We start from the raw sequence: 22996 nt of genomic DNA, 5'->3' as shown, positions 1-22996 counted from the left end.
AAATTTAATAAATTTATATACTATATGATATATAAAGGTGATTATTATGCAAAATTTATTTTCAAAAAACCTGATTGTTTTAAATTACAATGCAACTAGTAAAGAAGACGTAATTAGAAAAATGGCTAGCATGTTCAATGAAAATGGATATTTAAATGACATGGAAGCATTTATAAAAGAAATTAAAAAAAGAGAAGCAATTAACGGAACAGGCATTGAAGAGCATATTGCTATGCCCCATGCAAAAGGTAATTTCATTAAAAACACGGAATTGCTATTTTAAGAGTTGTTGGCAATGGTTTTGACTTCAACTCTTCTGACCAAAAGCTTTCAAAACTGTTTTTTATGATGGCTCTACCCGAAGAAACTCCAAGCAATGCACACATAAAAGCTATATCATACATAAGTAATACTTTTAGCAACAACCTATTAAGACATGAACTTATGAGCACAAACAATGAAGATAGATTTTTAGAAATAATTATGAATAACGATAATATAAATGAATCTAATAATTTAAATACAAAAAAAGATTTCATTCTTGCCGTAACGGCATGTCCTGTGGGGATAGCTCACACCTATATGGCAGCAGAAAGCCTTAAAAAAGCGGCTTTAGAATTAAATATAAACATAAAAGTAGAAACAAATGGATCTGGTGGAACCGAAAATCCAATAACAGAAGAAGAAATAAAAAAAGCAAAGGGGGTCATTATTGCATCTGGCAAAACTATCGATAAAGAAAGATTTAGCGGAAAACCTTTAATCGAAGTGGAGGTAAAAGACGGCATACACAAAGCAAAAGAGCTTATCCAAACAATTCTTAAAAACGAAGCACCAATTTACAACAAAATCAACACAAACAAAACCGCCAAAACTCTCCAAAAACAAAACAAAAGAACAGGAATTTATAAACATCTAATGAATGGGATCTCATTTATGCTTCCATTTGTAGTCTCAGGAGGAATAATAATAGCAATATCATTCATGTTTGGAATCAAAGCATTTGACATAAACGATCCAAGCTACAATAAAATAGCAGATATTCTGATGCAAATCGGCGGTGGAAGCGCATTTGCTTTAATGATCCCAATACTTGCTGGCTATATTTCATTTAGCATAGCAGAAAGACCCGGGCTTGCACCCGGAATGGATTACAGGACTAATGATGAGCAATGGGAATGCAGGATTTCTGGGAGGCATTTTAGCAGGATTTATTTCAGGCTATGTTACACTAACTGTAAAAAAAATATCTGACAAAATCATTCCTAGCAATTTAAGAGGAATAAATCCGGTATTAACTTATCCTTTTTTATCAGTTATAATTTCAGGAATTTTGATATATGTAACGCTTGAACCAATATCTGTTATTAATAGCTCAATAACAAATATGCTAAATCAACTTAGCGGAACTAATATGGCAATGCTTGAAGCATTGCTCGGAGGAATGATGGCAATAGACATGGGAGGACCTGTAAATAAAGCTGCATATGCATTTGGAATTGCAATGATAACTGCAAAAAATTATATTCCTCATGCAAGCATAATGGCAGGAGGAATGATGCCTCCTATAGGAATTGCCCTTGCCACAAGTTTATTTAAAAACAGATTCTCAAAAGAAGAAAGAGAATCCGGAAAAGTTTGTTATTTTTTGGGAGCATGCTTTATTACAGAAGGAGTAATTCCATTATTTGCAGCAGCAGATCCTTTAAGGGTAATACCTGCATGCATACTAGGCTCATCTGTAGGAGGATTTGTTTCTGCACTTTCCAAAGTAGAAGTTATAGCGCCACACGGTGGAATATTTATTCTACCAATAGTAGCAAACCCATTAATGTGGATAACATCTATACTAGTAGACCTATTATAACAGCTATTTTAATAGGAATTTTTAAAAAAGAATACAAGAATATAAACGATTGAGTTTATATTCTTTAACCCAGTCAATAAACTAATCTAAGTTTTATTGGAGATTCAAGACTTAATCCTTTAACCATGCCTATCTCAAACTTTAGTGTGTTTGAGTTGATCTGCTTAAATCCAAATTGTTCTTGAACATTTCTAGAAGTTTTAACTATAAGATTAAGTTTGGAATTGTCAATAAGTTCGCTTGCTTTGGAAGTAAAATCCGATAAAAAATAAACCAAAACATCTTTATATTCCTTGGCAGACATTGGAACCTCATCCGATGGCAAAAGAGCAGCAAGTGAATCACTAATATATTCTTTATTTTCATTAATATTCTTAGTAGCGTTTTTTAAATTAACATTAAGTTCAATAATATTTTTACCGTCTTTTTTTTCTATCTTAAACACAGATACATCAGTTTTTTTCATATAGTCGCCTAAAATTTTAATTAAATTATCAAACTTAACAACTAAATTAATAAAATCTCCTTGGGTTTTAATACTCAAAAGCCTGAGTCCAAGCTTTTCTTCTCCATTTTTAAAGTATTTTTTTATTTCATCTACAGGAAAAAGAGGCATATTTGCAATTTTTTCTCCTACCAAAGTTATTAAGAGTTCTTTTCTAATTTTTTCAAATTCTCTATCAACATTAATAAATATTGAAACAATACCACTAATATCATCATTTAACTCAATTTCAACATTAGAACTACAAGCAAAAAAAATAAACAATAAACTCAAACTAACAAAGCACTTTTTCATAACAAACTCCTAACTAACAGTTAAAAACTATTATAATAGAATATATAGATATAAAGCAATAAAATTAAAGGAGAACACCTATGGTGTATGATAAAACACTAGAGCCAAAATTTTTTCAAAACCTGCTAGACAATAGCCCTACCCCTTATCACCTAGTAAACTATATTGAAGAGAAATTAATAAAATATTTTAATGCACAACAATTAAAACTTGATGAAAAATGGAAAATTGAAACAGGATCATATTACATAAAAAAAGAAGGAACTAGCCTTATTGCCTTTAATATTGATGTAAAAAAAAAATATGAACCGTTTCTAATAGCAGCAGCACATACAGACAGTCCAGGATTAAAATTAAAAATAGATGCAACAGAAAAAACAAGTGGCGTGTTTTACAACCATATTGAAGTTTATGGTAGCCCAATAATTTCTACTTGGATTGACAGAGACTTAAGCTTAGCAGGAATTGTATATTTCAAAAAAAATGAGAATATTGAATCAAAATTAATCAATATTGAAAATATAGGAATTATTCCAAACCTTGCAATCCATTTAAACCGACAAATTAACGAAGGATTTAAATACAATACTCACGACAATTTAACAGTAATAAGCAGCACTAAAAAAACAATAAAAGATAATGTCTTAGAACAACTTGGAATAGAGTGTAAAAATTTTTTATCTTGTGATTTAATATTTACAGAATCACAACCCTCCAAAATAATAGGAACAGAAGGAGAATTTTTGGCTTCTAAAAATCTTGATAACAAATCGGGATGCCACGTAATCATGAATGCTTATGTTCATACAAACAATGATAAAAATAAAATAGCTGTATTTTTTGACAACGAAGAAGTAGGATCTTTAACTTCAAGAGGCGCTGATTCAAATTTTCTATCAGAAGTTCTAGAAAGAATCGATCTTGCTCTTAATTTAACCAGAGAAGAGCATTTAATAAAAACAAACAAATCATTTAATATCTCGATTGACAGCGTTCACGGCATTCATCCGGGCTATACATTTAAACACGATCCAAACTATCAAGCAACTTTGGGCAAAGGCCCAGTTGTAAAAACTAGCGCTAATTACAGATATGCAACAGCTTCAACAGGATTTGCAAAATTAAAAAATTTGGCTATTAAAAATAATATTAAGATTCAAGAAATAATAATGAAAGCAAATGTTCCTTCAGGCACAACAATTGGTCCAATTTCAAATGCAAGAACAGGAATAGAAACCATTGACATTGGAACACCAATGTGGGCAATGCATTCCCTACGCGAAACAGCATCAATAGCTGACCACATAGAAGCAATTAAATTGCTAAGAGCTTTCTTTGAAAAAGGAATTTAAAATTGGAAACAATAAAAGAAATAATTGTAGTTGAGGGAAAAGATGATCTTAAAAGAATCAAAGAATCTTTTGATTGCATAGTAGTAGAAACAAAAGGATTTGCTTTAAAAATTGAAACTATTAAATTATTAAAAAAAGCCTTAAAATACAAAGGAATAATAATCTTAACAGACAGCGACAAATCTGGAAATATTATTAGACAAAAAATAGTCAAACATCTAGAAGAAAATAATAAAATCAAACATGCATATCTTAATACTAAAGACACTGAAGTTGAATCGGTAAATAAAACAGAAATAATAAATATACTTAAAAGAGTTGGAACTTTATCTAAAGATAATCAAAAAGATTTATTAACATTAAGCGATTTGTTAGAACTTGGCATAATAGGAGAAAACTCAAAAAAAAATAGACAAAAAATACAAAAATATCTTTGTTTAGGAGATGGAAACAACAAAAAACTCTTAGAAAGACTAAATTACTTTAAAATAACAAAAACAAATCTAAAAAAACAATTGGCTTTAATTAACTCCCCCAGAAGGACTTGAACCTCCGACCTAGTGGTTAACAGCCACCCGCTCTACCACTGAGCTATAGGGGAAATTGAACACTAAAAACATTATCTTAAATTTAAAAATTTTTGTCAATTATTTTCCAATATTTTAAAAATCCCATTAGCAAGAATTTTGGAATCTTGATCTCTAAGCTTAGAAGATCTAATAGACCAAGCTTCCTCTGGAAATGCTAAATTTCTAACTTCTACTAAAAGCTTAGTCATTACTATATTATTTCTTAAAACATGAAGATTTTGACCCTTAATATAAAAACTTCTTTTCATTCCTTCTGTAATTTTTTCTGCTGCAGATTTTGAATGAGTATCATATTTTTTCTCATCATCTTTTTGATAATAAAATCCCATACTCTTGGGCGCTCCAACACTATTATCCGCATGCAAACTAAAAAAGGCTATATCCTTATCTTTAATATGTTTATATTTATTAACAATGTTTTTAACAACAATCAATCTTTTTTTAAGGCCTGATGGAGTGCCGCTTATCCAAGAATCAACAGTATCATTTTTATTTAGATCATAATCATTGTAAACCTCATTTTTAACATTAACAAAAGTATTGTTAGCGAAAACACTATTCCTAATTAAATGGTCAGGAGCCAAAATAGTAAGTTCAACATTAGCCCCCTCTTCTTTGAGGCATACATAAAGCCTCAAGGCAATATCATACACATATTCATCTTCAACAACAAAAACTTCATTTCCAAGACCATCTCTAGATTTAACAATAGCTCCAGGGTCAAGACCGCCGTGACCTGGATCAAGAATTATTAACTTATCTTTAAGCCTTGATCCTTTATTAACCCTGGAATTTACTAACTTTTCAAAACTTTTGAAAAGTTGGGTTGCCTTTTTATAAGAATTCAAAGGAGAATGCCAATCTTCTGAATAAAACTCACTTGGCTGACTTATCTTTCTTGGTCTATACCAATAATAGAAATCACCAACAACCTCAAATATTGGTATTTTAGAGTCTAAAATGACCAAAGAGCTAATATCAAAAATATCTTGATTGGCAGCAATTCCAAAAGTATTTAAATTTATCTTTTTGTTTTTGCTTGAGGGAAGATTAACTATTGTTTGAACTTTATTAGAAGAATTAGAGCTAGAATCAACCTTGTTTTTAATATATAAATCGTTTTTAGTTTTAATTATAGAAGAATCAATTGTAAGTTTTTTATCAAAAATTTTCAATTTTTGATCGTGCATAATATTATTGCTGTTTAAATTATTCCAATTTTTAAGATCCTCAATTAAAACACCGTAATGTCTGGCAATGCTATACAAAGTCTCCCCTACAGCAACTGAATGATATATAAACTTATTATTTATTTTTTTCTCAATTTTTAAATCTCCTCCAACGGGTTTTTCTAAATCATTATTTACAATCTTTAAAACATTTAATAATGAACCTGCTTTAAGATTAACAGCCCGATTACCATTAAGAGCTACAAGATCCTGAGCAGTAACACCATAAATATAAGCAATTCTACCAAGAGTTTCCCCTCTTTTAACATAATGAAAATTAACATTCTTAGTGGCTTTCTTTAAGAAAAGTTGCTGGCCAATCTTTAATTTATCATCATTAAGAAAATTAAATTTTAAAATATCCTTAGAACTAATATCAAAATCTTGAGAAAGTTTTGAAAGTGAATCACCTTTCTTAACAAAATAAGGCTTTAAAAAATCAGGCTCAGTTAATACAAGCTTCATTCCAACCTTAAGATCTTTAGAGCGCAAATCATTCCAAGCGATTATCTCTTCTTGACTTAATCCAACAAGCTTTGAGATGCTCTCAATAGTGTCGCCCTCTTTTGTGGTGTAAAAAATTACTCCTTTATTAACAGGTTCTAGCGAACTAAAAGAATGCCTGACTTTATGGGTAATGTTTCGACCTAAATTAGAATCACTTGGAATAATTAATATTTGCCCTACCTTGATATTGTCAACTTTGAGTTTATTAATCCTTTTAAGATCACTTACTTTGGCTTTATATTTAATTGCAATTGAAAAAAGAGTATCTCCTTTGACAACCTTATACTCAAAATCGGCATTAAGACTAACAGTACTTATTATTAAAAAATAAAATAATACAATAAGCTTTATAATTTTCAAAACACAAAAAGTTTTACTTTTCCTTAATGCCAGTATTTTGAACAATGTAGTCATAAATTATCCAATAATAATCATATTTTTTGAAGAAGAAAGTATATCTTTTGGAAATATAAAATTGCCCATCGTCAAAATATAAATCAGCAATCACCTTGCCCGAAGTATCAGAATAAGTTGTCTCAATAATAGAAAATTTATTTGGTGCTTTTGAAATATCTGAATTATTAGAATTCCACAAATATTCTTTATACTCTTCAACTACATTTTTATTAGGAATGGGTGACAACTTTTGCTTATAAAGGTATGCCTTGCCTTTGTCATTTAATAACAAACCTTCAATATCAAGATATAAAAAGAACTTTTCTTTTTTCCCAAGCTGCAATGCCTTTAACAAATATTTGACAATCTCGTCGGGAGACAATTTTTTCTTCTTCAAGATATCTTGAATATCGTTATTTTCAGACAAATTAACAAGATCTATACTGCCTGGATTTCCATCAAAACTATCATTTAAAAAAAGAGTAATAATATTGGATTCTTTTTTCTTAGATGGATCTGAAATGTCTGGAAAGAAAATACCCTTAACAAAATAAACTCCATCTTTACTAAACTTAACAAATTGATTTAAGTTAATAACTACAGAAAATTTTTCATTAGGTCTCAAGCTCATATTTCTAACAGGAATTGCAACATTTTTAGATCTCTTTTTAACATATTCAATGGGTCTTTTAACTTTAATATTGGCGGTATCGGTAACATCAAAATCAAAGCCAAAAGAATTGATATCGCCTATTTCTAAAGTTAAAACACTGTCAGATGCATTACTAAGAGAAACTTCAATAAAAACATTACTATTAACGCGATAAATAGATTGATTAAAAAACTTGATTTTAAAATCAAGGCCCTTGTAATCTCCCGCAAACAAAAGAAAAGAAATATTCATAAAAAAGATACAAAAAAGCAATTTTCTAATATTCATAAGCTCCCCTCAAAATCTAACCACATTATATATAAAGAAAGTAATAATACCTATAGTATATTATTATACTAAATTAATTAAACAAAAAGGTAAAAAATGAATATAGATGAAGAACTAACAACAATATTAAAAAATAATTCCAATTTAAAAAAAATGAAAGAACTTTTAGAACAAAACACATTTTTTTCATTAACAGGATATGAAGGATTTTTCAAGGCTTTTTTAATTAAAAAAATCAAAGAATATAGCAAAACTGGGAAAATAATATTAATAGTTAAAGACGAGCACACATTAGATAAAATTAAAAATGATTTACAAGTAATTACAAATCAAATCTTTGAACTTAACTATTTTAGCCCCCTTGTATACAAGGGTATCGGCTCAAAAAATACGATCTTTAATAAAAGAATCAAATTTTTAATCAATTTTTATAAAAAAAATCCTGGAATATATATTACAGTCTTAAAATCATTGCTTAGCAAAATACCCGATAAAAATACATTACTAAAGAATGTATATAAAATTGAAAAAAATACCAATATTAATACAGCAGACATTGAAAAAACTCTTATAACATTGGGATATGAAAAAACATTCAGAGTAACAATTCCAGGAGAATTTACAATAAAAGGAGAAATTATAGATCTATACTCTTTTGGAGAGCAAAATCCAATAAGAATTGTACTAAACTTTGACAAAATAGAAGAGATAAGGAAATTTAATCCTTTAACCCAATTAAAACATGATAATGAAATTTTAGAATTCCAAATTCTTCCAAAAAAAGAAATTATTTGGGACGATGAAACTATTAACACCTTAAAAACAAAAATTAAATCTGTTGAATATAAAAAAATTCTCAAAGAGTTGGATTTTAAAAAAGAAACAAAAACGGAAGAAATGTTTTATCCACTAGTAGCAAATACTTACTTAAGTGATGAGATTGAGAAAAATACGCCTATTGTAAACTTTGAAATTAACAATTTCGAAAAAGAAATTGAAAAAATACACCAGGAATACGAAAAACTTTACAAAGAAGCAAAAGAAGCTGGTAAAAATATAATTAATCCAAAAAGAATTCTCTTAAATTATAAAACCTTCAATCTAAAAAGCGATGTTTTATTTTCAAAAATTAAAAACCCTAAATCCAAAGAAATTATAGAATTTAAAATCGAAAGTGAGAGAAACTTTTTTTCAAATATAGCACTTACAAAAGAGGAATTTGAAAATTGGCTAAAAAATGGATTTAAAATAATCATTGCAGCAGAATCTGAATCACAAAAAGAAAAACTTAAATATATTTTCAAAGAATTCCCAAAAGTATCAATTGAGGTTTTAAAAATATCTGGCTCTTTAATAATAGAAAAAGAAAAAATTGCCATTATTCTTGAATCAAACATTTTCAATACCGGGCAAAAAATAAACAAAACCTTTGAATCTTCAAAAACAAAAGCTATTGACTCTTTTGTTGAGATTGAGAAAAATAGTCATGTGGTTCACATAAACCATGGAATTGGTATATTTAGGCAAATAAAAAGAATAAAAACAAGCTCGCTTGAAAAGGATTATATTGAGATTGAATACGCTGAAGGAGAAAAACTATTTATTCCAATTGAACAAACAAATTTAATTCAAAAATACATTGGAAGTGATCCTAAAAATATCAAATTAGATAAAATAAGTTCTAAAACATGGATAAAAAACAAAGCAAACGCAAAAAAAAGAATCGAGGAGATTGCAGACAAATTAATAGAACTTTATTCAAAAAGAGAAAGCATTAAAGGTATTAAATACCCAGAAGATAACGAATTACAATTGTTATTTGAATCTGAATTTCCATACGATGAAACTCCAGATCAAATAAGAGCAATAAAAGAAATAAAAGAAGATATGATGAGCTTCAAAGTAATGGATCGCCTTCTTTGTGGGGATGTTGGATTTGGAAAAACCGAAGTTGCCATGAGAGCTGCTTTTAAAGCCGTAATGGGGAATAAACAGGTTGTTGTACTCTCACCAACAACTATCTTAGCAGAACAGCATTTCAATACATTCAAAAAAAGATTTAAAAATTTTCCAATCAAAATCGAAGTATTAAGTAGATTTATAAAAAATAACGCAGAAACCCGGATTTTAAAAGAACTTAAAATTGGAAAAATTGATATAATCATAGGAACACACAAAATTCTTTCAAAAAAATTCATCTGCAAAAATTTAGGGTTAATAATAATTGATGAAGAACAAAGATTTGGTGTAAAAGAAAAAGAAAAACTTAAAGAAATAAAAATTTCGGTTGATTGCCTTGCTCTTTCTGCAACACCAATTCCCAGATCTCTTCACATGTCGCTAATTAAGCTTAGAGATATTTCCGTTTTAAAAATTCCGCCTAAAAATAGAGTAAAAATAGAAGCTTATTTAGAATCGTTTAACGAACTTTTAATAAAACATGCAATTGATAGTGAACTATCTCGAGATGGTCAAGTTTTTTTAGTAAATCACAATATCGAAGAGCTGCATTATTTAAAGGGACTCATTGAAAAATTAACTCCTTATGCAAGAATTGCAATAATTCATGGAAAACTTACAGGAGACGAAATTGAAAACATAATGCACAATTTTATTAAAAAAGCGTATCAAATTTTATTGGCAACAACAATAATTGAAAATGGAATAGATATTCCAAATGCAAATACAATAATAATAAATAATGCAAACAAGTTTGGACTTGCACAGCTATATCAACTCAAAGGAAGAGTTGGAAGGGGCTCTAAGAAAGCTTATGCTTATTTTTTGTATCAAGATAGCGAAAAGCTAAATGAACACTCTATTGAAAGACTAAGAGCAATAACAGAATTTTCAGATCTAGGAGCAGGATTTAAAATAGCAATGAAAGATATGGAAATAAGAGGCGTTGGAAATTTGCTTGGCAGAGAACAACATGGGGAGATTGAGTCGATTGGATTGGACTACTATCTAACAATGCTAAATAAAGCAATTGAAAAAAAAATGGGAAAAATCACATCAGAAGAAGAAGAGGTTAATATTGAAATTAACTATAGTGGCTTTATTCCTGAAAATTATGCAAAAAATGAGCAGGATAAAATACTAATCTACAAAAAAATCTTTAAAATTCAAACTGAAGAAGAAAGTAAAAAAATAAGATCAGAGCTCCAAGATAACTTTGGCCCAATACCCAAAGAAATAAATAGTCTATTAATGTTAGCTGAACTTAAAATTCTAGCAAAAGATTTAAACATAACAAAATTAAAAGAAACAAACAAAACTTTGGAAATAGAGTATAAAAATATAGAAAGCATTCCTATGGAAAAAATAATAGAAATACTTCAAAAACATCCCAATTTATTAATATTAAATCCCTCATATCAAAAATCAATATTTTTAAGCTTTAAAAATATTGAAAAATCTGAGAAAATAAATTACATATATAAAAATATTAACTTACTAAAAACAAGCACATAACTTGTCAAATACAAAAGGAAAAAAAATGAAAATATTAATCATAAATACAGGAAGTTCTTCATTAAAATTTGCTATTTATCAATATGAAAATTCAAAAAAAATAATATCGGGAATTGTTGAAAAAATAAAATCACAAAAATCAATCATAAAAATAATAAATACTGACGGATCAATAACAGAAAAATTTGAAAAAGGAATTGAAAATCACCAAAAAGCAATAGAGAAAATGTTTAAATTGCTATTAAACAGTAATTTAAACATCCTTAAAACTATCAGCGAAATTAAAATAATAGGTCACAGGGTTGTACATGGAGGATCAAACCTTAAAAATTCAGCAATTCTTAATAATAGTATTTTAAATAAATTAAAACAAATTTCTGAACTTGCTCCACTTCATAACCCAAATGCAATCATCGCAATAGAAGCAGTGCTTAAAATTTTACCACACGCAAAGCAAGTTTTATGCTTTGATACTTCATGGCATCAAACTATAAAAGAACATGCTTTTCTTTATGCAATTCCATATTCTTGGTATAAAAACCACAATATTAGAAAATATGGCTTTCATGGCCTTTCTTATTCGTACATAACAAAAAGATCCTCAGAAATTTTAAATAAAAAAATAGATAATCTAAATTTAATAATTTTGCATCTTGGAAATGGAGCAAGTATTAATGCTGTTAAAAATGGAAAATCTTATGACACAAGCATGGGAATTACTCCGCTTGAAGGCCTTGCAATGGGAACAAGAAGCGGTGATATAGACCCATCAATTATTAATTTGATGAGCACTATATTAAATAAAACCACCAAACAAATTGAAGAAATGTTAAATAAAGAAAGTGGCATACTGGGAATTTCTGAAAAATCAAATGACATGCGGGATATTTGGAACAAAATTGAAGAAGGAGAATATCAATCAAAACTTGCAATAGATATAATGACATATAGAATAAAAAAATATATTGGATCTTACATTGCCATTCTTGATTTTAATGTTGATGCAATAGTTTTTACAGGCGGGATTGGCGTTACTGATTATGGAATAAGAGCTCTTGCACTAAAGGGATTTGAAAAAATTGGAATAGAACTGGACCTTGAAAAAAATGAAATGGCCCAAAGCAAGTATTTAGAATCTGAAATATCAACCATTAATAGCAAACTAAAAATACTAGTACTACCAACAAACGAAGAATTGACCATTCTTGAAGACATTTATAATTTAATTCCAAAAAATTTATAATTTTTCAAATTTAAAACCTAAAATCTGATTTATTTATTATAATCATTTAAAATAGCCTTATATTTAACTCTTGCAAAGTAAAGTTGCTTTTTTAACATTTTCCATTATTTGTTTTCCCTTTACAATTTCAAGAAGAGTAAAAGCAAATTCAAATGAAGTTCCAACACCTTTAGAAGTAATAAAATTATTGCTTATAACAACATTTTTATCTACAAACTCACCATCAAGCACATTTTTTTCCAAATCTGGATAACACGTAAACTTATTAAACCCTAGAAGACCCTTAGCAGCAAGCACTACTACTGGAGAAGCACAAATAGCTGCAATATATTTACCTTTGGCATTCATATCTTTTAAAATCAAATCCAATTCTTTTGAATTAAAAAGATTAGTAGCTCCAGACATGCCTCCTGGGAGAATTATTAGATCAAAACAATTTTCCTTACAGTTTGATATTACATCATCAGTTAAAAAAGAAACGCCTTTTGAACTTATCACAACATTGTTATCATTTGAACTGATAATTTGAATATTAACATTACCCCGTCTTAAAATATCAATCGGAACTATAGCCTCAATATCTTCAAAGCCATTTGCAAGAATAATTCCCACTACCATATTTAGAACCCCTAATGCTGATGGAGGGACTTGAACCCACGACAACTCGGATATGAGCCGAGTGCTCTAACCAACTGAGCTACATCAGCTTAAACTTTTATTAAGTGTATAAATTCAATAATGCTTTGTCAATGCTATTATTAAAAAGCATTATTATAAAGTATAATACAAAATGATTTGCTAATAAACATACTAATATATTAGCATTTACTATTTTATAGTTAAATGAAAAGAAATTTTTATCTTATTCTCATTTTTATAACTAACAACTGCTTCTCCATTGATTTTTGGGATACGATGGAAAGAGAAAAACTAATAAATGAAATGGTAAACAAAATGCAAGATCATGAACTACTAGGTCAAATGTTTATGATAAGCTATCCAAATCAATCAATAACAAACTTTGTTCTTGATTTTATAAGTAAAAAAAACCTTGGAGGAATCAAAATTTTCGGATGGAACGCAAAAAATTTAAAAGACTTAACAGAAAGTATCAATAAAGCTCAAAAAACAGCTCAAAATAATAAATTTAAAATTCCCTTATTTGTAGCAACAGATCAAGAAGGTGGATGGACACAGCACATAAAATCAAATACATCAGAAACAATTGGCAATCTTGGAATTACAGCATCTCTTTCTCCAAAAGATTCTTATAATACGGGATATTACATAGCACAAGAGCTAAGTCAGCTTGGAATAAATTTAAATTTCGCACCCATAGTAGATATATATAGTAATGAAAATAATTTCACAATAGGTCCAAGAACATATTCGGATAACCCTAAAATAGTTTCACTTCTTTCTCTGGCCTTTTACAAAGGGCAAAAACAAGGAGGAATAATTTCTACTGCAAAACATTTCCCAGGGCACGGCAATACTACTCTTGACTCTCATATAGATATTCCAATAATAAATTCTAATTTACTAGAAATAAACTTAAATGAACTTTTGCCATATAAAATATTAATTCAGGAAAACATCCCAGTAATAATGACAGGCCATTTGGCATATCCAAAGCTTACAAATGGAGAAAATATTCCTGCATCATCCTCAATAAAAATAATTAAAGACATACTAAGAAAGAAATTAAAATACAATAATATAATAATTACTGATGATCTATTAATGAACGCAGCAAAATACAATAATGAGAGTATTTACAATACAATTGAAAGAATAGTTAGAACAAAAAGTGATATTTTTTTAATATCTTTAAATGAAAATATACAAAAAAACGCTTACAAAATGCTGCTAAACTTAATGAAAAAAGATTCGGAAATAAAAAATAATATTGTTGAATCTAATAAAAGAATATTAAGAATAAAATTGGCATACTTAAAAGAAAATAAAAATAAATCTAATCTTTATCCTAATTTCAATAAAAATGAGAAAATATGCTCAAAAGAAGGTGAAAAATTTTTTGAACAAAACACATTAAGGGGTATTACAAAAGTAAGAATAGAAAAAGAAATATCTAAAACTAAAAAAACCCTTATAATATCTCCTTATTACAAAATGATTGCAGAAGGCAAAAAAATATTTCAAAATACATATGCTTATTATTACAACTATTATCCCTTAAACAGGACCAACTTCCAAAAACTCGACGAAATTAAAAAATTAATTAAAGAATTTGAACAGGTTATCTTTAGTTTATCAACACCTGGAAGCTTGAAATATTTAGAAAATTTGAAAGAATATAAAGAAAAAATAAGTGTAATTGTATCTCTTACGCCTCAACATGTTAAAAAATTAAATTGGATAAAAAATATAGTAATTATTTATGGAACAACGCCTCTGGCATTTAGATCTGGTTTTTTAACACTCACTAAGGATTTTGATCCAAAAGGGACCATCCCTTTAAAAAATATTATAAATAAATATTATCCTTAATGTATGCTAGCATTCGATTTTTTACAATCTCTAGAGAACCTTGTTTAATTCTAAACCCACTAGCATTTTTATGCCCACCGCCCCCTAAATCTTCTGCCAATTTTCCAACATCAAAAGAATCTTTAGATCTCAGCCCAACTATAATCGAACCATCCTCCATTTCCTTTAAAATACCTAAAATTTCATTATTCTCAACATTGCTTAAAATCATATAAAAAAGCTCATTAACCCCACTAACTCCACCATCTTTTCCAGAACCAGAAGAAGATAAAAACGTAAACAAAACCTTTCCATTCAAATAAGATTCAAGATTGTTAAGCATCAACTTAAGAGTTTCTATTGATTTTAGGCTTTTGGTGGTTTCTATATAGCTATAAACTTCTTTAAGACTTATGCCCTTTGAAACCAGTCTTGCAACCATTTCAAAAGGCTCTGGATCGCTTCTTGAAATGAATTTAAAAAAACCAGTATCGGTGCAAAATCCTACTAAAATATACCAAGCTTCTTCTTTTGTAAGATCATATCCAAACTCTCTTATCAATTTTTCAATTAAAAAAGTAGTAGAAGGCGCAAAAGGATCAATATAGCCCTCACATTCTAATTTTTCACCAGACATATGATGATCGATTACTAAAGTAGGCATATTCTTTACATAAAATATAAATTCATCGCCTATCCTATCTAAAATCGAGCAATCTAAAATAATAACTGAATAATCTGAAAGCTCAATATTAGGCCATTCAGATAAAAATTTATCTTTAAAAGGAACTATTTCTTTTCTAATAAAAGGACCTTCATTTAACAAAATAGAATTTTTGCCAATTCTTGAGAGAAAAGACGATAAAGCTAAAGAAGAACCTATACAATCAAAATCGGGGTCTTTGTGTCCAATAATAATAAAATTATTATATTTTTCAATAAAATTGATAACATCTCTCATAATAAAGTTCGCAAACCTTCCATAAAACAAGTTTTTGGCTTATTTTATATTGACTATATTACAATATTTCAATAAAATAAGCCACAATGGCTAATAAAATATAACGGGTGGAAAATTTTGGAAAAACTAAAACAAGAAGATATAGATAAAGCATTTTATATGGCGGAAAAAGCTAGAAACAATTCATATTCTCCATATTCAAAATTTAAAGTAGGTGCTTGCATTAAGACTAAAACAAACGATTTTTTCATTGGAACAAATGTTGAGAATGCAAGTTTTGGAGCAACTTGTTGCGCAGAAAGAAGTGCAATTTTTAACATGATTGCAAAAATTAGCGTACAAACAATAGATTTTTTATTGCTTAATACAAGTCCTGAATGTATTCCGTGTGCTATGTGCTTGCAAGTAATGGCAGAATTTTTTGATCAAGATACAAAAATAATAATAACAGAATCTAAATCATTTCATGAAAACAAAAAACTAATAAAAATTTATACATTAAAAGATTTGCTTAAAGCTCCTTTTGATAAAAAAGAGCTACTAAGAGTAACAACATAATCTCAACTTGCAAAAAATTAAATTAACTTAATATCTTTAGAGAAACTAAAGCACTTGCAAGTCTATTTAATTTATTGCTTTCAAGAGTATTGGCAGACAAATCAAATACACTTAAAATAAGCTTTTTCTCATCAGAATTAAAATTATATTCCAAATCTTCAAATAATAAAAAATTAATAATTGGAACAAATTTTTCTACAAAACCATACAAACTGTTATTAAGATCATAGAATTCATAATAATAATTAAATATATCTTCTAATGACCGTCTGTCAAACTCTTTTAAAATCTAATAAAAAATATTTTTAATATTATCAATTAAACTGCGCAAATCATTATTATTTAAAATATTTTTTTTACATTTTTTCACAAAAAATCCGATTGTCGCATAAAATATTCCTTACTTTTGTCTCAACAAATCAAGATTGAGCTTGAATTTAATAAATGATAAAATGTAGCATTAATACTACATTAGTAAAATTATGCAACAACTAGGAGAATGTTACAATTATGGTCAAGATAATAAGCTTAAAAAACATTCATAAATTTGCTTATTTAAAATTGGATCCTTTAAAAAAAGAAGATATCTACATTGTTTATATTGAAAATAATTCAAAATCAATTTCAAATCTTAAAGCGAAAGCAAAAGCTGATCAAATTGAAATAATTAATTTTTATATTGATGATGATTTTAAATCAGAAGGCATAGAAAGAATAATGATTAGCAACTTAATTCATTACGGCAAAAAAAATAAGTTTAAAACAATTTCATGCCAAATTACTGAAATACAAGAAGAGCTTTTAAGCTTAGGATTTGAACATAACGATTCTCAATATAAAAAAGAATTAGCATCTGAGATAGAAGAAGATAAGTTTGTAATGGGAATTGGAATAATCTCTATATTTACCGAAGTAGCATCAACATCTTCTAAACTTACTGTTGGAATACTGTTTAATTCATTTGCACTTATTGCTGATGCTTTCCACGTGATGGCCGACTTTGTTTTATCTACAATAACTTACTTTAGCTTGAAAATTACAAGCAAGCCTGAAACCATCCATTATCCTTATGGACACAAACTAATGGAAAGCTTAATAGCTTTTATCATGGGAATAATCATACTTATGGCAGGATTTACACTATTTTTAAATACAACCGGTTTAAATAAATTTATCACTCTGGGGGTAGAATCCGGATTTAATCTACACATACACCAAAACAAAAATAAAAATAATGCTATATATGAACATGACCATAGTCATTCACACAATCACAATCATGATCATAGCAACAATCATAGCGAAGATGACAAAAAAAATATACTAGAAATATTTTCAAATAAATCTCTTAAAAAAAGCTTATGGATACCACTAACCCCTTTCATTTTTTTTATAGTGAAAATAATAGAATATTTGACAAAATTCCAAATAGGAAAAAGATACAACAATCAGCTTCTCTTAGCACTAGCTTCAGCTGATAAAAACTGTATATTCTCACATGGTGGGATTACACTAAGCTTACTGCTTGCAACTTACATGTGGAGCGGCTTTGACAAAATTATGTCTATATTTATTGGCTTTATCATAATAAAAGAAGGACTTAACGTAATAATAAATAACGCAAACAATTTACTCTCAAAGCAAAATATAGATCTTAAAAGAAGCGTAAAAGATACATTAAAAAATTCACACATAAACTTTAAAACACTCAATTTCCATAATCAAGGCAACAAACTTGTGCTTTATATCAAAATAAATTTAAATTCAGAAAATGACTTTAAAAATTTTACAAATAAAATACAAGATATTAAAAAAATCATAAAACAAGAATATAAAGAAATAAATGAAATATATTTTTTAGTCTAATTAAATTAATAATAAACAAATAATTGACACTCATAATAAAGTTGTGTTAACATTTTAAATTGTAAGACGCAGGGTAGAGCAGTTGGTAGCTCGTCGGGCTCATAACCCGAAGGTCATAGGTTCGAGTCCTATCCCTGCTATGCTTTATTTTTAATATGCGAGGAATTGATGAATAGAAAACAAAGAGCTAAAGGCAAGCTAGTAAGGAGATTTGGTATCAACATTTTTGAGCAGCCAAAATATGACAAAATCCTTAAAAAAAAGCCACATCCTCCTGGAATGCACGGAAAAACCAGAAAATCTAAAAACACAGAATATGGAAAACAATTGATAGAAAAACAAAAGATAAAGTTTACTTATGGTGTAAGCGAAAGACAGCTAACCAACACTTTTAAAGAAGCAAAAAAACATCACGGTGTTACTGGAGACAACTTACTCTCAATACTCGAGAGAAGAATTGACAATGTTGTATATAGGGCTGGGTTTGCTATATCAAGAGCACACGCAAGGCAAATAGTTTCTCACGGCATTATTATATTAAATGGAAGAAGAGTTACAATCCCTTCAATAATACTAAGAGCAAATGATCAAATTCAAATAAAAGAGAAAGACAGCTTAAAAAAATTAATAAGATCAAATATAGAAAAAACTTCGTCTCTTAGAAATTTACCAACTTGGATAGAAGTAAATGCTGATGATTTAAACATAAAAGTAAAGCATGCTCCATCAAGAGACGAAATACCTACGCTTGCTAATGAACAAATGGTTGTAGAATATTATTCTAAGAGAGCATAACATATTTTTTGTTTCTGCATGATTAAAAAAACAAAAAGTGGCTAATTAAAGCCACTTTTTTATTTACCCTTTTTTTTACCTTTTGAAAAATTTTTACCCAAGTTATTCTTAGCAAAACAAGAAAAATTATTATTCTTTCTCAGACCCTTAACATTGGGTTGAACACTAAAAGATACTCTATTACCCGAAGGCTTTCTAACCCCATCTTTCATAGATCTACTCCTAAAATATAAATTTAAATATGTGAATTTTTAAATAATATTCAAATAATCAAAAACTTCTTCTAAGTTTGAGACAAACTTAACGTCTATATTGTCTTTAACTTCTTCTGGAAGCTTAGAATAATCTTTTTTATTGTCTTTGGGCAAAATAACTTTACTTATGCCATTTCTATAAGCTGCTAAAACTTTTTCTTTAATACCGCCCACAGGAAGAACAAAGCCCTTTAAAGTCACCTCGCCAGTCATTGCAAGATCCAAAGGAACTTTCTTGTCAGACAGTATTGAAGCAATTGCTGTTGCAATGGTAATACCTGCAGAAGGCCCATCTTTTGGCGTTGCTCCTTCTGGAAAGTGCAAATGAATTTCAGGACTTTCCTTTACATCAAAATTAAGCTTAGAAGAATAGGTCTTAACTATAGAATATGCAAGCTGCGCACTCTCTTTCATAATAGCCCCAAGACTTCCTGTCAAAATAATGTCTCCCTTTTTCTCAAACTTAGTTGCCTCAACAGGAAGAACCGTACCACCATAACTTGTCCAAGCAAGCCCATAAACAAATCCTGAAGAATCAATCTTAATTAAATCTAAATTATCCTCAGTATCAACATAATTAAAATAATTATTAATACTAATTATTTTATAAATACCTGGAATATCAGGATCATGAGTAAAAATCGAATTATTTCCATGTATCAAAGAACTTGGTGAATAAAAATTGCCTTTAATAATTTGATCTTTAGAATACTCATAAAGCAGCTCCCTTACAAGTTTTCTAATCAAATTGGTTAAAACTCTCTTTAGCCCCCTTACGCCAGATTCCATAGTATAGTTTCTAATTAAATTAAAAATAACATCATCTTCTATTCTTATATAAACTTTATCCAAAAAACTCTCTTTAATTATGCTTGGAATCAGAAAAATTTTAGCAATCTCTAACTTTTCAATATAAGAATAACCCTCAACTTTAATTATTTCCATTCTATCCAGAAGCGGCTTTGACATGCCATTCAGAGAATTGGCTGTTGTAACAAATAAAACATTAGAAAGATCATAAGGAATTTCTAAATAATGATCTACAAACTTATAATTTTGCTCCGGATCTAAAACTTCTAAAAGGGCAGATTCGGGATTTCCCTTATAACTACTATTAATTTTATCTATTTCATCAAGAAGAATAACGGGATTGGATTTGCCCGCTCTTTTCATCGCACTAATAAAAACACCTGGAAGAGAGCCAACGTAAGTTCTTCTGTGTCCCCTAATTTCTGCTTCATCTCTTAAACCACCAAGAGATATTTTAACAAATTCTCTAGATAGTGATCTTGCAACAGATTCCACAAGAGATGTTTTACCAATTCCAGGAGGCCCCACAAGACATAAAATAGGAGCTTTAACCTTGGAATTAATTTGATAAACAGCTAAAAAATTTATTATCTTTTCTTTTGCTTCATCCATACCATAATGAGAATTTCTTAATATAAACTCAATCTCACTTAAATGATTTTTCATAACAGTATTTTCATTCCATGGAAGATCCAATATTAATTCTATATAACTTCTAATAATATTAGCATCAGGTGAATTCATCTGCATTTTAGACAATCTAGAAATTTCTTTTTCAATCTTAGATTTAATATCTTCTGGAATATCTTTAGAGTTTAATCTGTCAATATAATCGTTTTCATCTTTACCTAATCTTTTTTGTATCTCTTTAACTTGCTCAGAAAGAAAATAATCCCTTTGCCCCTTATCCAACTTAGCTCTAACTTTAGAATTAATATCTTTTTTAAGATCTAAAAGATCAATTTCAATGTTTAAATTAACAATTAACTTTTCTATTCTGGTTTTAACATTGAGTTCTTGCAAAAGCTCTAATTTTATGCTATTTTCCAAGTTTGAATTAGAGGCTATAATGTCGACAAGCTTACTTGGATTCTCAAAATAATTAATTGGTTCATTATCAGTATCATAAGATTTTAAAGACAAGGAATTTCTATAAGTTTCATAAGTTTCTTTTAAAAATTTTGAGTAAGTGAAAAGCTCTCTGTTTAATCCGCTATCATCAGGCACAAAAGTAACTTTGGCTCTCAAATAATCATTTTTTTTGGAAACACTGCCTATAAGAACCCTACTTTGACACTCAATCAAAACTTTTATTACATCTTTACTTACCTTTATAACTTGTATAAGTTTAGAATAAGTACCCACAGAGCATAAGTTTTTAACTCCTCCCCTATCAGATTCATCATAATTAGACTCATTTGGATAAGCAAATAAAATCAATCTTTCCTCTAACATGGATTGAGCTATGGAATTAATTACATATTCATTATCAAAAGTTACCCACAATGTCATATTGGGAAAAAGAACATTTTCTTTTAAAATAACAATTGGAAGATCTTCTTTTTTATTTTTTATCATATTTAAGATTGATTTCATATAACTCTTTTGCCCAAGGTTTTTTAATTGCATTTCCCACCAAAATTAATGGGTTAATATCTGCATTTAAAACAGATTCTTTTGTAACAACAACCTTCTTGGCCTTACTAATAGAAGGAACCTCAAACATAACATCTTTGAGAAGGCCTTCTAAAATAGATCTAAGGCCCCTTGCTCCAGTATTTTTTAAAATGGCCTCATCTACAATTGATTCTAAAGCATCTTTTTCAAATACCAATTCAACATTGTCCATTTTAAACATATGATAATACTGCTTAACAATAGAATTTTGAGGATCAACCAATATTCTCAACAAATCTTCTTTATTCAACTTTTCAAGATACGAATGCACAGGAAGTCTACCAACAAACTCTGGTATTAAGCCAAATTTAATCAAATCTTCCATTTCTAAATACTTTAATGAAGTATCTTCTCTTATATTCTTTTTTTCAACTGCTGAAAACCCAATAGAACTTTTATTTATTCGATTCTTAACAATATTTTCAAGCCCAACAAAAGCACCACCACATATAAAAAGTATATTTTGAGTATTAATTTCAATAGTATCCTCATAAGGATGCTTTCTGCCGCCTCTTGGGGGAACATTGGCAACAGTACCTTCAATTATCTTTAACAAAGCCTGTTGAACCCCTTCTCCAGAAACATCTCTTGTTATTGAAACATTTTCGTTTTTTTTAGCAATTTTATCTATCTCGTCTATATAAATAATCCCTTTCTCGGCTAAACTAACATCCCCATGAGCAGCATGTATCAATTTAAGTAAAATGTTTTCTACATCTTCGCCAACATATCCTGCTTCTGTCAAAGTTGTAGCATCTGCTATTGCAAATGGAACATTCATCTCTGCAGCCAACGTTTTTGCAAGCAAAGTTTTACCGCTGCCCGTGGGCCCAACTAAAAGTATATTAGATTTTTCAATCTCAATACCGTTGTCATATTTATCATTTTTCAATATTCTCTTATAATGATTATAAACAGCTACAGATAAAACTTTTTTTGCATCTTCTTGCCCAACAACATGCATGTCTAAATGATCTTTAAGTTGTTTGGGAGTTGGCAACCCGTTGGAATTAGAATCTAACGGTTTGCACAACTTTTCTTTAAAAAGATTGTGACATATTTTAGAACATTCCGGACAAATCGCTACTCCATTAGATATAACAACATTACCGCCAAGTTCGGCAACACTAAGTCCACAAAAAGAACACTCTTTTACTTTTTGACCTTTTACTCTTGCCATAAAAACTT

Annotated in this window: 16 protein-coding genes, 3 tRNA genes and 2 pseudogenes; 10 read left to right on the top strand and 11 right to left on the bottom strand. The window is 28.8% G+C overall.

Annotation, left to right across the window (positions count from 1 at the left end; genetic code table 11):
• Positions 1-46 precede the first annotated feature (46 nt).
• Positions 47-1920, top strand: a pseudogene (locus LRB30_RS03105) (fructose-specific PTS transporter subunit EIIC).
• A gap of 20 nt (positions 1921-1940) precedes the next feature.
• Here LRB30_RS03105 and LRB30_RS03100 read toward each other — a convergent pair.
• Positions 1941-2666 carry a hypothetical protein gene (locus tag LRB30_RS03100; RefSeq protein ID WP_231014443.1) on the bottom strand — a complete coding sequence of 242 codons (726 nt, stop codon included), beginning with the start codon at positions 2664-2666 and terminating at the stop codon, positions 1941-1943.
• A gap of 80 nt (positions 2667-2746) precedes the next feature.
• Between LRB30_RS03100 and LRB30_RS03095 the strand changes: the two genes are divergently transcribed.
• Together LRB30_RS03095 and rnmV are read left to right on the top strand one after the other, a co-directional pair.
• Positions 2747-4018, top strand: coding sequence for a M18 family aminopeptidase (locus LRB30_RS03095; protein WP_231014442.1), 1272 nt, complete (start codon positions 2747-2749; stop codon positions 4016-4018).
• 2 nt (positions 4019-4020) lie between these two features.
• The gene (gene rnmV / locus LRB30_RS03090; protein WP_231014441.1) at positions 4021-4566 is read left to right on the top strand and encodes a ribonuclease M5; all 546 of its coding nucleotides are present in this window, start codon (positions 4021-4023) and stop codon (positions 4564-4566) included.
• On the opposite strand, the gene LRB30_RS03085 is transcribed toward rnmV, so the two are convergent.
• The 3 genes from LRB30_RS03085 to LRB30_RS03075 form a co-directional block, all read right to left on the bottom strand.
• Positions 4548-4619, bottom strand: a tRNA-Asn gene (locus LRB30_RS03085). The genes rnmV and LRB30_RS03085 overlap by 19 nt on opposite strands.
• 42 nt (positions 4620-4661) lie before the next feature.
• The gene (locus LRB30_RS03080) at positions 4662-6758 is read right to left on the bottom strand and encodes a LysM peptidoglycan-binding domain-containing protein (protein ID WP_231014440.1); all 2097 of its coding nucleotides are present in this window, start codon (positions 6756-6758) and stop codon (positions 4662-4664) included.
• The gene (locus LRB30_RS03075; RefSeq protein ID WP_231014439.1) at positions 6718-7680 is read right to left on the bottom strand and encodes a hypothetical protein; all 963 of its coding nucleotides are present in this window, start codon (positions 7678-7680) and stop codon (positions 6718-6720) included. The genes LRB30_RS03080 and LRB30_RS03075 overlap by 41 nt, the downstream gene beginning before the upstream one ends.
• A 96-nt stretch (positions 7681-7776) precedes the next feature.
• Here LRB30_RS03075 and mfd point away from each other — a divergent pair, with 96 nt between their 5' ends.
• Together mfd and LRB30_RS03065 are read left to right on the top strand one after the other, a co-directional pair.
• Positions 7777-11154 (top strand): transcription-repair coupling factor, encoded by a 3378-nt coding sequence (gene mfd, locus LRB30_RS03070; protein WP_231019131.1) that lies wholly within the window; start codon positions 7777-7779, stop codon positions 11152-11154.
• Positions 11155-11179: 25 nt separating this feature from the next.
• Positions 11180-12397, top strand: coding sequence for an acetate kinase (locus tag LRB30_RS03065; protein ID WP_231019121.1), 1218 nt, complete (start codon positions 11180-11182; stop codon positions 12395-12397).
• A 63-nt stretch (positions 12398-12460) separates the two neighbouring features.
• On the opposite strand, the gene LRB30_RS03060 is transcribed toward LRB30_RS03065, so the two are convergent.
• Both LRB30_RS03060 and LRB30_RS03055 read right to left on the bottom strand, forming a co-directional pair.
• Positions 12461-13015, bottom strand: a complete 555-nt coding sequence (locus LRB30_RS03060) for a DJ-1 family glyoxalase III (RefSeq protein WP_231013722.1) — start codon at positions 13013-13015, stop codon at positions 12461-12463.
• A gap of 15 nt (positions 13016-13030) precedes the next feature.
• Positions 13031-13104, bottom strand: a tRNA-Met gene (locus LRB30_RS03055).
• 208 nt (positions 13105-13312) lie between these two features.
• Between LRB30_RS03055 and LRB30_RS03050 the strand changes: the two genes are divergently transcribed.
• Positions 13313-14908 carry a glycoside hydrolase family 3 N-terminal domain-containing protein gene (locus tag LRB30_RS03050; RefSeq protein ID WP_231013720.1) on the top strand — a complete coding sequence of 532 codons (1596 nt, stop codon included), beginning with the start codon at positions 13313-13315 and terminating at the stop codon, positions 14906-14908.
• Here LRB30_RS03050 and LRB30_RS03045 read toward each other — a convergent pair.
• Positions 14886-15848, bottom strand: a complete 963-nt coding sequence (locus tag LRB30_RS03045) for a DHH family phosphoesterase (RefSeq protein ID WP_231013718.1) — start codon at positions 15846-15848, stop codon at positions 14886-14888. The two genes, LRB30_RS03050 and LRB30_RS03045, sit on opposite strands and share 23 nt — an antisense overlap.
• Positions 15849-15965: 117 nt before the next feature.
• On the opposite strand from LRB30_RS03045, the gene cdd reads away from it, so the two are divergent.
• Positions 15966-16406 (top strand): cytidine deaminase, encoded by a 441-nt coding sequence (cdd, locus tag LRB30_RS03040; RefSeq protein WP_231013717.1) that lies wholly within the window; start codon positions 15966-15968, stop codon positions 16404-16406.
• A 22-nt stretch (positions 16407-16428) separates the two neighbouring features.
• On the opposite strand, the pseudogene LRB30_RS03035 reads toward cdd, so the two are convergent.
• A pseudogene (locus LRB30_RS03035) lies at positions 16429-16788 on the bottom strand (hypothetical protein).
• Between the two features lie 128 nt (positions 16789-16916).
• Here LRB30_RS03035 and LRB30_RS03030 point away from each other — a divergent pair.
• The 3 genes from LRB30_RS03030 (at position 16917) to rpsD (ending at position 19067) form a co-directional block, all read left to right on the top strand.
• Positions 16917-18272 (top strand): cation diffusion facilitator family transporter, encoded by a 1356-nt coding sequence (locus LRB30_RS03030; protein WP_231019111.1) that lies wholly within the window; start codon positions 16917-16919, stop codon positions 18270-18272.
• 67 nt (positions 18273-18339) lie between these two features.
• A tRNA-Met gene (locus LRB30_RS03025) sits at positions 18340-18412 on the top strand.
• Between the two features lie 28 nt (positions 18413-18440).
• Positions 18441-19067 carry a 30S ribosomal protein S4 gene (gene rpsD, locus LRB30_RS03020; protein ID WP_231013714.1) on the top strand — a complete coding sequence of 209 codons (627 nt, stop codon included), beginning with the start codon at positions 18441-18443 and terminating at the stop codon, positions 19065-19067.
• A 59-nt stretch (positions 19068-19126) separates the two neighbouring features.
• Here the strand turns inward: rpsD and LRB30_RS03015 are convergent, their stop codons facing one another.
• From LRB30_RS03015 to clpX, 3 genes are read right to left on the bottom strand one after another with little or no spacing between them, the layout of a single operon-like run.
• A complete protein-coding gene (locus tag LRB30_RS03015; protein ID WP_231013713.1) occupies positions 19127-19279 on the bottom strand; it encodes a hypothetical protein in 153 nt (50 codons plus the stop codon).
• A 39-nt stretch (positions 19280-19318) separates the two neighbouring features.
• The gene (gene lon, locus LRB30_RS03010) at positions 19319-21709 is read right to left on the bottom strand and encodes an endopeptidase La (protein ID WP_231013725.1); all 2391 of its coding nucleotides are present in this window, start codon (positions 21707-21709) and stop codon (positions 19319-19321) included.
• Positions 21696-22988, bottom strand: coding sequence for an ATP-dependent protease ATP-binding subunit ClpX (gene clpX, locus LRB30_RS03005; protein ID WP_231013712.1), 1293 nt, complete (start codon positions 22986-22988; stop codon positions 21696-21698). The genes lon and clpX overlap by 14 nt, the downstream gene beginning before the upstream one ends.
• Between the last annotated feature and the right edge of the window lie 8 nt (positions 22989-22996).

The sequence above is a fragment of the Borreliella americana genome, from assembly GCF_021043605.1.
Classification (GTDB): Bacteria; Spirochaetota; Spirochaetia; order Borreliales; family Borreliaceae; genus Borreliella; species Borreliella americana.
This window is presented reverse-complemented; position numbering and strand designations above follow the sequence as displayed.